The sequence below is a fragment of the Acinetobacter portensis genome, assembly GCF_023158935.1.
Taxonomy (GTDB): domain Bacteria; phylum Pseudomonadota; class Gammaproteobacteria; order Pseudomonadales; family Moraxellaceae; genus Acinetobacter; species Acinetobacter faecalis.
The window spans coordinates 76,933-91,636 of sequence record NZ_CP096120.1; the positions used below are offsets into that span (position 1 = coordinate 76,933).

Below are 14,704 nucleotides of genomic sequence, written 5' to 3' on the forward strand. Positions count from 1 at the left end.
ATTCAAACAGATTGTAGCAAATATCACTACTCAGCATGATGTTTTGATGGTTGAATTCATATAAGTGTTTAATAAATATAAAAATCACATAAAAACCAAACTTATGATCTAATAAAACGATTAAAGCTATAAAAATAAACCTTTTTACCAATTTATGTGAAAAATGTAATTTAGCCCGTGCAGGAAAGGTATGAATTGAGAGAAAACATCATGTTTAAGCGTTCTTTATTGGTTGCGATGCTTACAGCAGCAACGGCAGCGACACAAGCTGCACCATTAACAAAAGATAACGGTGCTCCAGTGGGTGATAATCAAAACTCAATCACCGCGGGTCCAAATGGTGGCACTTTGCTACAAGACGTTCAATTGGTACAAAAATTACAACGTTTTGGTCGCGAGCGTATTCCTGAGCGTGTTGTTCATGCGCGCGGTACAGGTGCTTATGGTGAGTTTGTTGCAACTAAAGATTTATCGGATTTAACACTTGCATCACTTTTCAAAGGTGGCACTAAAACTCCAGTATTCTTACGTTTTTCAACTGTAATTCATGGTAAAGGTTCTCCTGAAACTTTACGTGACCCGCACGGTTTTGCAATTAAGTTTTATACAAAAGAAGGTAACTGGGATTTAGTGGGTAACCAATCTCCAGTATTCTTTATTCGTGATGCAATTAAATTCCCAGACTTCATTCATGCAATGAAGCCAAGCCCAATTAACAACGTTCAAGATGCGAACCGTGTTTTTGACTTCTTGTCTAGCCAGCCATGGGCAACAAACATGTTGACTTATGTGTACGGTAACCAAGGTGTGCCAACAAGCTATCGTGAACAAGATGGTTTTGGTGTTCACGCTTACAAGTTGTATAACGACAAAGGCGAATACAAATACGTTAAATTTAACTTCCGCTCTAAACAAGGCGTAAAAGGTCTTAACGTTAAAGAAGCTGCGGAACAGCAAGGTAAAGACTTCAACCACTTAACGAATGATCTTTACAACAACATTAACAAAGGTAATTTCCCTAAATGGGATCTTTACATCCAAGTTTTAGATCCGAAAAATTTAGGTAAATTCGATTTTGATCCATTAGATCCAACGAAAATTTGGCCTAATGATTTAGTTCCAGAAACTAAAGTGGGTACGTTAACGCTTAATCGTATGCCGAAGAACTTCTTTAACGAAACTGAGCAATCTGCATTTGCACCAGGTAACTTAGTTCCAGGTATCGAGCCATCTGAAGACCGTTTATTACAAGGTCGTGTGTTCTCGTATTCAGATACTCAAATGTATCGTTTAGGCACGAACCATCAGCAAATTCCTGTAAACCGTCCATTGGTTGAAGTAAATAATAACAACCAAGATGGTTACATGAACGTAAGTGAACGTGATTCTGATGTGAACTATGAACCAAGCCGTAAAGAGCCAAAACCATCAACTGCGAAAGCACGTGCGGTAGAAACGCCTTTATCTGGTTATGTTCAACAAATTGCTGTGAAAGAGCAAAACTTTAAGCAAGCTGGTGATTTATACCGCTCATACACTGCAAAAGAAAAAGATGATTTGATCATGAACTTGGCGGCTGACTTAGGCAACGTTAAAGATTCAGAAACAAAACACATCATGTTGTCTTACTTCTATAAAGCAGATGCAGACTACGGTACGCGTATGACTAAAGCTGTAAATGGTAACTTGGCGACTGTAAAAGCAAAAGCAGAGAAATTAAAAGACTAAGTTTTTAACTAATCAATTTAGGTTGATTGGCTGAATTGGTGACTAGGGCATAGGAAGTCACCTCAAGAAAGTCCTGTAGAACTCAATTCCTTTCCTGCACCCTAGGGGAGTTTTACAGGCACTCAATTTTTGCAAATTTCAAACTTTGAAATAATTCGATTTCTGTTGGAGTTCATTATGAGTATTTTACAACGAACATTTTTAGCCAGCATTTTTGTCTTTTCTTCTGCATTTGCAACAGCAACTGAAGTCAAAAATATCTCCCCCGCTAAAAATGCTGTAACTAATCAGGTGAACTCACAACAGGAATTGGTTGATCTATTTTTTGCTGCTGCTAAAACGGGCAATGAAGAAGTGATCAATGAATTTTTAAAATATGGTTTTCCTGTAGATGTCAGAAATAAAGATGGTTACACGCCACTCATGATGGCGGCTTATTATGGACATCAAAATATTGTAACAACCTTAATTTCAAAGGGTGCAGACCGCTGTGCCCGCGACAATAAAGGCAATACAGCCTTAATGGGCGCAATGTTTAAATTAGAATGGTCTATAGTGAAACAGCTTCGCAAAACAGATTGTGATGTAAATGCAAAGCAAACAGGACAGAAAACAGTTGAACAATTTGCCAAAATTATTGGACAGGATGAGAAATTAAAGCAGTTAAAAGATTAATTTTACGCTCTGAATATTAAGAATATTTAAGATCCAAGATAAATTGGATCTTTTCTTTTATCTAAAACAGACTACTGTCAGATAAAACTTTTAATTTTTACTTAAAAAATATGCTTTAATGCAATAAGCACAGCGAAATACATCAAGATATGGCTCCAATCATTCAATCTTTACTTGATACAGATTTATACAAATTTACAATGCTTCAGGTGGTTCTTCATAAGTTTCCACAAACGCATAGTGTCTATCATTTCCGTTGCCGTAATTTGCAAGATACGGCTTATCCACTTGTGGACATTTTAGATGATTTAAATGAGCAATTAGATCATCTTTGCCAACTTCAATTTAAAGAAGACGAACTTTTATATTTAAGAAGTTTGCGTTTTATTAAAAGTGATTTTGTCGATTATTTAGAATTATTTCAATTAAAGCGTCGTTTCATAAAAGCTGGAATAGATGAAGAAGGTCGTTTGGATATTTGGGTAGAAGGCCCAATGGTTCAAGCGATGATGTTTGAAATTTTTGTACTTGCCATTGTAAATGAGCTTTATTTTAAACGTATTCGTTCAGATGACGTTTTGGAAGAAGGTGAACGCCGTCTTTTAGCAAAAGTTGAACTACTTAAAAAATACGAAGCAGAACAAAATCCAAATGATCCACCATTTTTGGTTTCAGATTTTGGAACACGTCGTCGTTATAGTTTTGAATGGCAAAAGCACGTTATTGAAGAATTTAACAAAGCTGCACCGCATATTTTCCGTGGAACAAGTAACGTTTTAATTGCGAAGAATTTGAATATTACGCCTATTGGTACAATGGCGCATGAATTCTTACAGGCTTTCCAAGCTTTAGATGTACGTTTACGTAATTTCCAAAAATCGGCATTAGAAACTTGGGTGCAAGAGTATCGTGGTGATTTAGGAATTGCGCTGACCGATGTAGTCGGAATGGATGCATTTTTACGTGATTTCGATTTGTATTTTGCAAAACTGTTTGATGGTTTACGTCATGACAGTGGCGACCCATATGAATGGGGAGACAAAGCCTATGAACACTATAAAAAGCTCAAAATTGATAGCAAAACTAAAATGCTCACGTTTAGTGATGGCTTAAATTTAGAAAAAGCATGGTCGTTGCATAATTACTTTAAAGATCGTTTCCAGGTGAGTTTTGGTATAGGCACAAACTTAACCAATGACATGGGGCAAACACCACTTAATATCGTGTTGAAACTTGTAGAATGTAATGGACAATCTGTTGCAAAAATTTCAGATAGTCCAGGAAAAACCATGACAGATAATGATACTTTTCTTGCATATTTACGTCAGGTTTTTGATATTGCAGAAGTATAAAATCATACATATTTTAAAAATGCCGAACGTTATGTTTGGCATTTTTTTTAAATAAAAATCAAGTTTTCTTATTTAAAATTATGCTAAGTGAATACTAGAATTGCACAGATTACAAAAAAGTAAGTGTGCTAAGATTGAAGTTATTCATCTAAATATATAATGCAAAAAATGGCTACATTTGATTTTAATTTCAAACTGTTAATTGAGGCAGAGGATTTAGTTCCTTACCTAGGAAATGAGAAAATACGTATTGTTGATATGAGCCGAAGTTCGGTATATGCACAATTACATATTCCTCATGCAATTCATTTGAAACCAAATCTTTTGGTACGCCAAGAAGAAAATGCATTGGGTTTATTGCCTGAAGAAGATGGCTTAAAGGCACTGATTGAATATTTAAATATTTCGCCAGATCATCACGTTGTTGCTTATGACGATGAAGGTGGTGCATGGGCAGGGCGTTTAATTTGGAATTTACATTGTTTAGGTTTTTATAATACAAGCCTGTTGAATGGCGGTATTCATGCATGGTTAGGTGCAGGTTTACCTACTTCAGCAGATGTAGAAAGCTTTGAAAACGTAAGTAATTTAGTTCAATTTAATTTAGATGAAACATATCGAATTCAATATGATGAATTACTTGAAAAGGTGAATAATAAAGAGATTCAGGTTTGGGATTGCCGTACAGAAGATGAATATACAGGCATCCGATTAGCTGCGCGACGCGGCGGTCACATTCCAGGGGCTATTCATTTTGAATGGAGTACTGCCCTAAACCGTGAAAATCATTTAAAATTGCATCCATTACAAAACACGCAACAACGTTTGGAACAGTTAGGCTTCAATTTAAATGAACCTGTAGTGGTGTATTGCCAATCGCATCATCGTTCAGGTTTGGCTTATATTTTAGGTCGTTTATTGGGGTGGGAAATTCAAGCGTATGATGGGGCGTGGAGTGAATGGGGCAACCGCCTCGCTAGTCCTATTATTACTGGAGAGTCGCCGTCTTGAGCCTCACATCACGTTTAAAAAAACAACTTTTCATTCAAGCACAACGTGTTGTGCCACAACACCAATTATCTCGTGTTGTAGGTAAACTTGCGGCAAGTGAAACACCAATTATTAAAAACACAGTAATTAGTGCTTTTAAAGCGCAATATGGCATTGATATGTCGATTGCTGAACAACAAAATGCTTTGAAATTTAAATCATTTAATGAGTTTTTTACGCGCTCTTTAAAAGAAGGTGTTCGTGAAATTGATGCAGACGCAACAAGTATTGTGTCACCTGCTGATGGTGCAATTTCGCAATTAGGCAAAATTGAAGAAGGTGAAATTTTCCAAGCGAAAGGGCAAAGTTTTAATACAGCCAACTTAATTGCAGACCCTTTGCTTGCAGAACCATTTAAAAATGGTCAGTTTGCAACAGTTTATCTTTCACCTAAAGATTATCATCGTGTGCACATGCCATTTGCAGGAACATTAACTGAAACGCTTTATGTTCCGGGCGAATTATTTTCTGTGAATCAAACCACTGCTGAAAATATTCCAGGTTTATTTGCACGTAATGAACGTATGGTATGTTTATTTGATACAGAACTTGGTCGTATGGCGGTTGTTCTTGTTGGTGCGATGATTGTTGCGGGTATTGAAACTGTTGCGACAGGTAAAGTTAAACCTTCTGGTCGTTTAGAAGTGAATCAGCACAATTTATTTTTAGAAAAGGGTGCTGAATTAGGTCGTTTCTATTTAGGTTCAACGGCTGTAGTTTTATTTGAAGAGAATAAAATGCAGTGGGATGCAGAATTTAAAGCGAATTCTGCGGTAGAAATGGGTAAAGCTTTAGGTCATACACTTTAAGTTTTATGACATTAAAAAAGCACCGAAAGGTGCTTTTTTAATGTCTTATTTACGAATTTAATTTGAGTGAAATAAGCGTTCTTTTGGAAATACAGCTTTAAAAATTGAACCTTGATTTTCTTTAGATTCGACTTCTAAATAAGCATTATGTTGCATAAGAACATGCTTCACAATGGCTAAGCCTAAACCTGTACCACCTGTAGCACGGCTACGTGCACTATCTACACGGTAAAAGCGTTCTGTTAAGCGTGGCAAGTGTTTCGGGTCAATACCAATGCCTGTATCTTCTACTGTAAAGTAGCCATGCGTACCATCATCATGCCAACCAATGGTAATTGTTCCACCTTTAGGCGTGTATTTAATGGCATTGGTAATGAGGTTACTAAAAGCACTTGCGAGTTCCATATCTGAACCAATCAGTTCGCAGTGGCTATCAATATCTAAATTCAGTGTATGACCGTAATCGACATTATATGCTTGTGCATCATCAAATAATTGGTTCATTAAACTTGGCATTTCAATGATTTGGTTTTTGGCGATACTTTTTTCATTTTCTAAGCGAGAAAGTAAAAGTAGGTCATTTACCAAAGCATTCATACGACGTGTTTGCGATTGCATTTGATCAAATGCACGCTTCCAACGAGGATTAATATCTTCTTGGTCTGTAAATGTTTCAATATAGCCACTAAGCACGGTTAATGGCGTGCGAAGTTCGTGTGAAATGTTGTCTACAAAGTCTTTACGCATTTGTTCAAGATTGTGCATGCGAGTGACATCATAAGCAACCAATAGGCGACTTTCCCCACCAAAGCGAGTCATTTTAACTTGCACATAATGTTCTTCATGAACGCTTGATTTCATTTTCAAGCCATCTGGAGATTCATCAATATGGTTAAAGTATTCAATGAAACTTGGCTGACGTAAAATACTTAAAATATTTCGACCACGATCATGCAGTTGAAAACCAAGTAAGTTTTCTGCAGCAGGATTCCACCATTCAATTTGGTTGTTGTCGTCAATTAAAACAACTGCCTCTGCTAAGGCAACAAGTGATGATTGGGCACGATCAATTAAGCCCACCATTTCTGCTTGTACAATTCGCTCTTGGCGCTGTGCTCTGTAAACATTGAAAAGTAGTGCGCCCCAAATGCCACCTAAGTTTGGTGGGACATCGTAGGGTCTATTTGAAATCCAATCGTTCACTAAATAAAGTGAACGCAGTTGAATAATGCAGAACACTGCAAATGCACAAAGAATACAGCTCCAAAAGTATCCAGTTCCTAATCCAATAAATACAGCAATCACAATAAAGAATGTGAGGAGTCTTAAATCTTGCTTAGAAAAAGCCCATAAGCTGCTGTATCGAAATTTTTTATGATCTCTTGCAAGCTCTGGGACAGGATATGGTTCGTACATAAAAAAATAATTAACCTAATGCGACATCAGCTCGCGTAGAAAAACGGTAACCAGTTCCACGAACAGTTTGGACAAAACGATCTGCACCAAATGGTTCTAAAACTTTACGTAAACGACGAATATGAACGTCAATTGTACGGTCTTCAATATATACGTTTCCACCCCAAACTTGGTCAAGTAATTGAGCGCGGGTATATGCACGTTCAGGATGGGTCATGAAAAATGCCAAAAGACGGTATTCAGTTGGTCCCATTTCTAAAATATTGTTACCAAAGCTTACGCGTTGGCTAATAGGATCTAATATTAAACCATTGGCATCAATAGATTTTTCACCACTTAAAGCATTTGAGCGACGAAGAACAGCTTTAATGCGAGAAACCAATTCACGAGTAGAAAATGGTTTAGTCATGTAATCGTCTGCGCCCGCATCTAGACCTTGAACTTTATGGTCTTCTTCACCGCGAGCAGTCAGCATAATGACTGGAATTTCAGAAAGGCTTTCATCTTTTTTTAAGCGACGGCATAAATCAACACCGCTAACACCACCAGGCATCATCCAATCTAATAAGATAAGAGAAGGGCGTTGATCGACAATCATTTGATGTGCTTGGCGAGCATCTTCAGCTTGCAAACAGTTAAAGCCTGCCATATCTAAAGCAGTGTGGATCATTTCCCGAATAGGAAGTTCATCATCAACAATTAAAATGTAGTCATCTCTCACAGCGCAATACCCTATTAATTAAACGGTTGACGTTTTTGTATTTATGACAGGCTTATTACAAAGACTAATTATGACAGTATCATTGCAAAATAGAAAATATGACAATTATAAAACGTAAATATGAAATTTTCTTGATGATTTTGTGACGTTTTTTATTGCTGTAATGATTGCTATGATTATCTTTCAGATTGTTGAATGTGTTAAAAATTATAAAAAATAGAAATTAAAACAATTTATTTTAAAATTGAATTTTTCTGCAAATATCACAAGAATTATAAAGATACAGAGGCTCAATTTCTCTAAGATTATTGATAATTACTTGTGTCACTTTTATGACAAATTTGTAAAAAAAACGAACTTTTACTAAAAGTGACTGATGAAATTTCAAGTTTTTTCGGTTCATTGTTACAATTAAAAAATATACTTTGAACGGCAATATTTGCCTGTAATAATGCAAAATACTGAGAGATGTAAATAGAATGAAAAATTTTCAAAATAAAGTGGCTGCAATTACAGGTGCGGGTTCAGGTATTGGTCAGCAACTTGCACTTTTACTTGCAAAAGAAGGCTGTCATTTATCTTTAAGCGATGTAAATGAACAAGGTTTAATAGAAACTGTTGAAAAGCTAAAAGATACAGATGTACGTGTTACGATTAAAAAATTAGATGTTGCAGACCAAGTTGCTGTGAAAGAATGGGCAGAAGAAACCGTACAAGATCATGGTTCTGTGAATATGATTTTTAATAATGCAGGCGTGGCTTTAGCATCGACAGTTGAAGGCGCATCATATGAAGAGCTTGAATGGATTGTGAATATTAACTTTTGGGGCGTAGTTTACGGAACGAAAGAGTTTTTACCATTCATAAAGCAAACGGGTGATGGTCATATTGTGAATATTTCCAGTTTATTTGGATTAACCGCACAGCCAACACAATCTGCCTACAATGCGACTAAATTTGCGGTACGAGGTTTTACAGAATCTTTACGTCAAGAACTAGACATGGAAAATTGTGGTGTAAGCGCACTCTGTGTTCATCCTGGTGGTATTCGTACAAATATCGCAAATTCAGCAAAAATGAATGATAGTTTGAAGACTTTAGGAATGAATCCTGAAAAATCTGCAAAATCGTTTAATAAATTGCTGCGTTGCCCACCTAAAGAAGCGGCTCGCCAAATTTTAGAAGCTGTGAAAAAAGATAAACGCCGTTTGCTTATTGGTAATGATGCGAAAGCCCTAGATTTACTACAGCGCTTACTACCAACGGGCTATCAAAAGGTGATTGCATTTGCGAGTAAGTCCAAAAAATAATTGAAGTAAAAAGATAAAAAAGCCTGCAATTGCAGGCTTTTTATGAATCATTTAAATGAATTAGGATGCTTCTGAATTTTGCAAACGGCTTGCAACGACATATTGGTTTTCAGGACGTTTTAAACCTAAGTTTTCACGTAAAGTTGTGCCTTCATATTTTGTGCGGAATAGACCACGACGTTGTAATTCAGGCACAATAAATTCGACAAAATCATTTAAACCGGCAGGAGTAGATGGTGGCAAAACATTAAAACCATCTGCTGCTTCATTTTCAAACCACGTTTGTAACTGATTAACCACTTGTTCAGGTGTACCAATTAATGTCCAATGACCACGAGCGGAAGCAATATATTCATATAGCTGACGAATCGTAAAATTATGCTCTTTGGCAATATCAATGATCAATTGTTGACGGCTTGAGAAGGTTAAATCGGCATCGTTAATTTTAGGAAATGGTGCATCCAAATCGTATTTAGATAAGTCGATGCCACCAGATAATCCTGAAAGTAAACCAAGTCCTACATCAGGTAAAATTAAACTATTTAAAAGGTCATATTTTGCTTGTGCTTCTTCTTCTGTTTTTGCCACAAAAATAGAAACACCTGGCATGATTTTGATGTCATCTGCATGACGACCATATTTCACTAAACGACCTTTAATATCGCGATAGAACGCCTGAGCATCTTCTAAATTTTGTTGTGATGTAAAAATGACTTCTGCATATTTGGCAGCAAGTTCACGACCTGCTTCAGATTGTCCTGCTTGTACAATAACAGGATAACCTTGTGGGGGACGAGGTACGTTTAAAGCGCCTTGAACATTAAAATATTTACCGCTGTGCAAGGGTTCATGACTTTGTGAAGCCTCAAAAAATTGACCAGTTTTTTTATCATATTTAAAGGCGTCATCTGCCCAAGAGTCCCAAAGTTTTTGTGTGACTTCAATAAATTCATCGGCACGTTCATAACGTAACGCAGGATCAGGATGTCTGTCGAAATTGAAATTTCGTGCTGTGTCTGCTGCACTTGTTGTGACAACATTCCATCCAGCACGACCTTTACTAATATGATCTAAAGATGCAAATTTACGTGCAAGTAAATATGGGTCTTCGTAAGTGGTAGATGCCGTAGCAATAAAGCCAATATTTTTTGTGACAGCCGAAATTGCAGAAAATAAAGTGACAGGTTCAAAGCCAACAGCTTTGTCGGTATAACCTATTGTATTTGCATTTTTTGAAGCGCCATGGCTCCAATTTACAGATAAACCATCTGCTAAGAAGTAGGCATCAAATAAACCTTTTTCAGCAGTTTTGGCTAGCTCAATAGCGTAGTCGATACTTAAATGATCTTGTGGACGAGATTCAGGATGGCGCCAACCTGCGGCATGTTGTGATGTTGTAGGAATAAATGCGCCTAGTTTTATTTGTCGTTTTGCCATGAAAAAAACCTATTCATTTTTAATTTATGAATAGGTTTATAGCAACTTTAAAAATACTTGAAAAATAAGATAAAAATAAAACCTTATAAGAAATATGGAATTTAGTTTTCTCCTATTTTATAAATCATTAAATTAAGACTTGAATAGTTTTCTTTTTCCAAACAAATTGGTAATACAAACCTTGCATTAAGCATAAGCAAACAAATGCTAAAGCATAGGCATACCAAATGCCTTCCAAGCCCCACCAATCACTAAAGAGATACGCTGCAGGAACTTCAATACACACAATTGCAAAAACATTAATGAGCATAGGTATGTTGACCGTGCCACTTGCACGCATAATAGATGCAAAAATAGCACTTGCGCCAAAAAATAGAATTGACCACAACACAATGAATAATAATTGTTGCCCTAAAACAACAACATTTGGGTCTGTAATAAATAGTGCCATTAAATATTTTGAGAACAAATAAGCCAAAATGACCAAGCTACCTGTAAACAAAAAATTCATGCTTAAAGCTGTTTTTGTTACTTTAGAAAGCAAGTCAGATTTACCTGCACCAATGGCTTGAGCTGCAAAAATAGAAGCTGCAATTGCAATAGAAAGCGCAGGGAATTGAATGTAATTGAGCACCTGATTTACTGCGCCATAAGCTGCTGTTGCATCTGCACCATGTCGGTTAACTAAACCAATGATGACTAAGCCTGCAACAGAGGTCGTAATCATTTGTACGCCTGTTGGAATACCAAGGCGAAGTATAATTTTACTGAGTTTCGGATGGTGACGGATGCTTTTTATGAGGTTTAAGTCAGGCTTTAAAGGATGATCAGTTCTGTTCAAGTAAATAATTAAAAACAACAGAACAGTGAACATGCCTAAGTTGGTGGCAATAGCAGGCGCAAGCGTTCCTAATTTTGGAAAGCCAAAATAACCCGCAATAAGCACAGGTGTTGTGATTACTCCAACACCAATAGACATTGTTGACGCATAAAGTGGCGTTTTACTGTCACCAACACCACGTAAAATTGAAGTGTAAACAATATAAATAAATAGCAGAGGACTACCTGCAAGCATCCATTGCACATAAGGCAGTGAAAGGTGCATCACATCATCATCTAGACCAAGAGCAAGTAATATGTGTTCTGCAAAAATAACACCTAAAATGGCAATTATGGTTCCGCCTACAAGGGTCATAAATAGCGTTGAACCTACAACATTACGCACTTTTTCAAGGTTTTGGGCTCCCCAAGCTTGTCCAACAAGCACTGTTGCACCTGCAGAAAGACCAATCACAAAAGCCAATAAGCAAAATAAAATGGGGAAGAAAACAGCAACAGCAGCAATGGCGTGTACACCTAGCATCTGTCCCACAAAAATTGTGTTAATAGTGCCCGAAAGATTTTGCAGAATATTAGTCGCAATAAGAGGCAATAGGAAAATAAAGAACGTTTTCCATAAGTTAGGTTGGGTGACTAATGTTTGTTGATTATTCTGCATTAAAAGGCGGACTCACAATATTTTTATGTTATTCATCTAATGGGTTAAGGTAACTTAAAGTGAAAAAAAAAGCCTTAGTTATTCGGTAACAAAGGCTTAATTTTATAGATGTTTTTGTTTAAATTTAGATGCTAGAAAGAATTTCACCTGCACGAATTAAGGTTTCATCTTTTTTGGCAAAACAGAAGCGTAAAATACGTAAATCTTGCGGTTTATTTTTGTAAAAAACAGAGACAGGAATAGACACAATTTTATGTTGTTCAGCCAAATATTGGCACATTTCTACATCGCTTAAATCTGGGCGAATGTTGCTGTAATCTAAGCTTTGGAAATATGTGCCTGAAGAGGGTGTAAATTTAAAACGTGATTGTTCAAGACCTGCGTTAAATAAATCACGTTTGGCTTGGTAAAAAGAACCAAGTTCTGCAATATGTTCAGGATGCTTTTGCATAAAGTTTGCAAGTGCAACTTGAACAGGTGTAACACCACAGAAATTAGCAAATTGATAAACTTGGCGGAATACTTTCATGAGCTCAGGTGAAGCAATGCAATATCCAGTTTTCCAACCTGTCACATGAAAGGTTTTACCAAAAGACCCAACTACATAACTGCGATGACGTAATTCAGGAAATGACAACGCGGAATAATGTTGTTGTCCATCAAAAATTAAATGTTCATAGACTTCATCGGATAACACAACAATATTCGTATTTTGAATTAGTTCAATTAAATTCGACCAATCTTGCTTTGACCAAATGGCTCCTGAGGGATTATGTGGCGTGTTCACAATTATCATTTTGGTTTTTGCAGAAATAGCACTTTTTACTTTATTCCAATCGACTGAAAAGTCAGGTGTAGTGAGCGGAATATGAATAGGTGTTGCACCCACTAGCTGAATAGTTGGTGCGTAACTGTCGTAGCTCGGGTCGAAAATAATGACTTCATCACCTGCATGAACAATCGCTTGAATGGCACTAAAAATGCCAATGGTTGCCCCTGGAGTAATGGTAATTTCTGAAACAGGATCGAGTTGAAGTCCATCTCGTTTTAAAAATTGCGCTGCTACTTGTTCACGTAAAGTGAGTAAGCCATCGCCTGATGAATATTGGTTAAAACCATCCAAAGTGGCTTGGCTAAGTTCTTCTAATAAGGCAGGTGGTGCAGGAAAATCAGGAAATCCTTGAGATAGATTTAAAGCATTTAAGCGTTGAGCAAGGGCAGACATTACACTGAAAATGGTCACGCCTTGCATAGGAAGTTTGGATTGGATTTCGATCATGACCGCACTAAATTGTTAATTTAATCATAGTATTTAACATAGCACGGTCAGCTAAATTTGCGTATTCTAAAAAGTTGAAGAAGACATCAATAAATTGACTGAATGGCGCTATAAAAGCACATCTACAATGGCACGGATAATTCCTAAAGCTAAACCAATAAATGCACCGACGACAACACCATTCACACGAATCATGTGTAAATCGCCACCGACTTCATTTTCAATTTTGTCGATCATTTCACGAGAGTCCCATTCGTGAATACGTTCGCTAATAAAACGAATGACTTTTTCGCTGTACTGATCAGATAAATTAATGGCAATTCCACCAATTTTTTCATTTAACAATTGACGAACAGAGTCATTCGACACAATATTTTCGCCCACTTGTTGAATGGCAATTCGAATATTTTCTGCAATTCCTGAATTTGGTTTTTCTAAGTCATTTTTAATTGCATCGCATAAAATGACCACAGCACCGCTAATAAAATTGAGTACTTGTGGACTTTCGAGCAATGAGTTTTTCGTTTCATTGAGTTTAATGCTTGCAGCACTATTTTTATCTGCAAGTTGTAGCATCAGTTCTTGTCCAAATTCTTCAATATGAACACGCCAAGGGTGATTGGCATCGGAAAGCATCGCTTCAATTTTTTGAATAAGCGAATCAATCGAACGTTGTTGAACATCTAAACCAAAGAAGCTAGCGCCTTTGGCAATTTTCCAAACGCCAATTTCTTTAAATAATTGCTTAGACAAGCGTTGTACTTGTTCAGGATGCTGAATCATCCATTCATGAGCAACATCTAAACCACGTTGTAATACATCTTGATGGAAATCATTCTCTAAAACTGCACGAAGCATTTCACTTGCTAAGTAATTGACGTCTGTATTTTTGACCCATTGAACACTGTTCGATTGAATAAAGTGAGCGATTTGTTCTTGCCCAATAAACTCAAAAACTTTAGGTGCAGTTTGTTGAATAACTTGTGTGACTTGTACATTATTTTTAGGGTTTGCGAGCCATTGTCCAACCGCTAAAGACACATCGGTATTGTTCAGGCTTTTTTCTACAATTTGTGGAGATAGAAAATTTTCCTGAACAAAACGTCCCATCGACTCTGCAATACGAGCTTTGTTGCGAGGAATAATTTCCGTATGGTCACGTAAAAATTTTGGAATTGGCATTTTCCCAAAAGGATTACGAAATAAAACGGTAATGGCATACCAATCGGCTAATCCACCTACAACACCTGCTTCTGCAGAAAGCATTAAAATGTGAATAAGCCAGACATATTCAGGAACAAGTTTTGCGGTCACCATTAAGGCGATCCAAACACACACCGCAGCAATGAGTGCCCAAGTGGCAAACTTTTTACTACGCTGTAAACTTGGTGAAATATCTCGATCTGGTATTGCCATAGATGTTCCGTTA

12 protein-coding genes are annotated in these 14,704 nt (G+C 36.8%); 6 read left to right on the forward strand and 6 right to left on the reverse strand.

Going from position 1 to position 14,704, the window contains the following annotated elements; genetic code table 11:
- Window positions 1–210 precede the first annotated feature (210 nt).
- The 5 genes from MZO21_RS00395 (at window position 211) to asd (ending at window position 5,614) form a co-directional block, all read left to right on the forward strand.
- Entirely contained in the window at window positions 211–1,728 is a 1,518-nt protein-coding gene (locus MZO21_RS00395; RefSeq protein WP_248103008.1) for a catalase, read from the forward strand.
- 177 nt (window positions 1,729–1,905) lie between these two features.
- Window positions 1,906–2,403: an ankyrin repeat domain-containing protein gene (locus tag MZO21_RS00400; protein ID WP_248103005.1), complete on the forward strand. Its 498-nt coding sequence runs from the start codon at window positions 1,906–1,908 to the stop codon at window positions 2,401–2,403.
- Window positions 2,404–2,552: 149 nt separating this feature from the next.
- Window positions 2,553–3,755, forward strand: coding sequence for a nicotinate phosphoribosyltransferase (gene pncB, locus MZO21_RS00405; RefSeq protein WP_248103002.1), 1,203 nt, complete (start codon window positions 2,553–2,555; stop codon window positions 3,753–3,755).
- 168 nt (window positions 3,756–3,923) lie between these two features.
- Window positions 3,924–4,766, forward strand: coding sequence for a sulfurtransferase (locus MZO21_RS00410; protein WP_248102999.1), 843 nt, complete (start codon window positions 3,924–3,926; stop codon window positions 4,764–4,766).
- Window positions 4,763–5,614, forward strand: coding sequence for an archaetidylserine decarboxylase (gene asd / locus MZO21_RS00415; protein ID WP_154773289.1), 852 nt, complete (start codon window positions 4,763–4,765; stop codon window positions 5,612–5,614). Before MZO21_RS00410 ends, asd begins: the two co-directional genes overlap by 4 nt.
- Before the next feature lie 57 nt (window positions 5,615–5,671).
- Here the strand turns inward: asd and phoR are convergent, their stop codons facing one another.
- Window positions 5,672–7,030 (reverse strand): phosphate regulon sensor histidine kinase PhoR, encoded by a 1,359-nt coding sequence (gene phoR, locus MZO21_RS00420; protein ID WP_154773288.1) that lies wholly within the window; start codon window positions 7,028–7,030, stop codon window positions 5,672–5,674.
- 10 nt (window positions 7,031–7,040) lie between these two features.
- Window positions 7,041–7,751: a phosphate regulon transcriptional regulator PhoB gene (phoB, locus tag MZO21_RS00425; protein ID WP_248102996.1), complete on the reverse strand. Its 711-nt coding sequence runs from the start codon at window positions 7,749–7,751 to the stop codon at window positions 7,041–7,043.
- Window positions 7,752–8,230: 479 nt separating this feature from the next.
- On the opposite strand from phoB, the gene MZO21_RS00430 reads away from it, so the two are divergent.
- The gene (locus MZO21_RS00430; protein ID WP_154773287.1) at window positions 8,231–9,061 is read left to right on the forward strand and encodes an SDR family NAD(P)-dependent oxidoreductase; all 831 of its coding nucleotides are present in this window, start codon (window positions 8,231–8,233) and stop codon (window positions 9,059–9,061) included.
- Window positions 9,062–9,121: 60 nt separating this feature from the next.
- On the opposite strand, the gene MZO21_RS00435 is transcribed toward MZO21_RS00430, so the two are convergent.
- From MZO21_RS00435 to MZO21_RS00450, 4 genes are all read right to left on the reverse strand, one after another.
- Entirely contained in the window at window positions 9,122–10,498 is a 1,377-nt protein-coding gene (locus tag MZO21_RS00435; RefSeq protein WP_248102993.1) for an LLM class flavin-dependent oxidoreductase, read from the reverse strand.
- A gap of 127 nt (window positions 10,499–10,625) precedes the next feature.
- Window positions 10,626–11,996, reverse strand: a complete 1,371-nt coding sequence (locus MZO21_RS00440) for an MATE family efflux transporter (protein ID WP_154773285.1) — start codon at window positions 11,994–11,996, stop codon at window positions 10,626–10,628.
- A 124-nt stretch (window positions 11,997–12,120) separates the two neighbouring features.
- Window positions 12,121–13,275, reverse strand: a complete 1,155-nt coding sequence (locus tag MZO21_RS00445; RefSeq protein ID WP_248102990.1) for a methionine aminotransferase — start codon at window positions 13,273–13,275, stop codon at window positions 12,121–12,123.
- Window positions 13,276–13,383: 108 nt separating this feature from the next.
- Window positions 13,384–14,691: a DUF445 domain-containing protein gene (locus MZO21_RS00450; RefSeq protein ID WP_248102989.1), complete on the reverse strand. Its 1,308-nt coding sequence runs from the start codon at window positions 14,689–14,691 to the stop codon at window positions 13,384–13,386.
- Between the last annotated feature and the right edge of the window lie 13 nt (window positions 14,692–14,704).

What these genes read in the sequence shown, in the direction of transcription:
- MZO21_RS00395 (WP_248103008.1), top strand. Translation starts at nt 211, where the DNA reads ATGTTTAAGCGTTCTTTATTGGTTGCGATGCTTACAGCAGCAACGGCA.
- MZO21_RS00400 (WP_248103005.1), top strand. Translation starts at nt 1,906, where the DNA reads ATGAGTATTTTACAACGAACATTTTTAGCCAGCATTTTTGTCTTTTCT.
- pncB (WP_248103002.1), top strand. Translation starts at nt 2,553, where the DNA reads ATGGCTCCAATCATTCAATCTTTACTTGATACAGATTTATACAAATTT.
- MZO21_RS00410 (WP_248102999.1), top strand. Translation starts at nt 3,924, where the DNA reads ATGGCTACATTTGATTTTAATTTCAAACTGTTAATTGAGGCAGAGGAT.
- phoR (WP_154773288.1), bottom strand. Translation starts at nt 7,030, where the DNA reads ATGTACGAACCATATCCTGTCCCAGAGCTTGCAAGAGATCATAAAAAA.
- MZO21_RS00430 (WP_154773287.1), top strand. Translation starts at nt 8,231, where the DNA reads ATGAAAAATTTTCAAAATAAAGTGGCTGCAATTACAGGTGCGGGTTCA.
- MZO21_RS00435 (WP_248102993.1), bottom strand. Translation starts at nt 10,498, where the DNA reads ATGGCAAAACGACAAATAAAACTAGGCGCATTTATTCCTACAACATCA.
- MZO21_RS00440 (WP_154773285.1), bottom strand. Translation starts at nt 11,996, where the DNA reads ATGCAGAATAATCAACAAACATTAGTCACCCAACCTAACTTATGGAAA.
- MZO21_RS00445 (WP_248102990.1), bottom strand. Translation starts at nt 13,275, where the DNA reads ATGATCGAAATCCAATCCAAACTTCCTATGCAAGGCGTGACCATTTTC.
- MZO21_RS00450 (WP_248102989.1), bottom strand. Translation starts at nt 14,691, where the DNA reads ATGGCAATACCAGATCGAGATATTTCACCAAGTTTACAGCGTAGTAAA.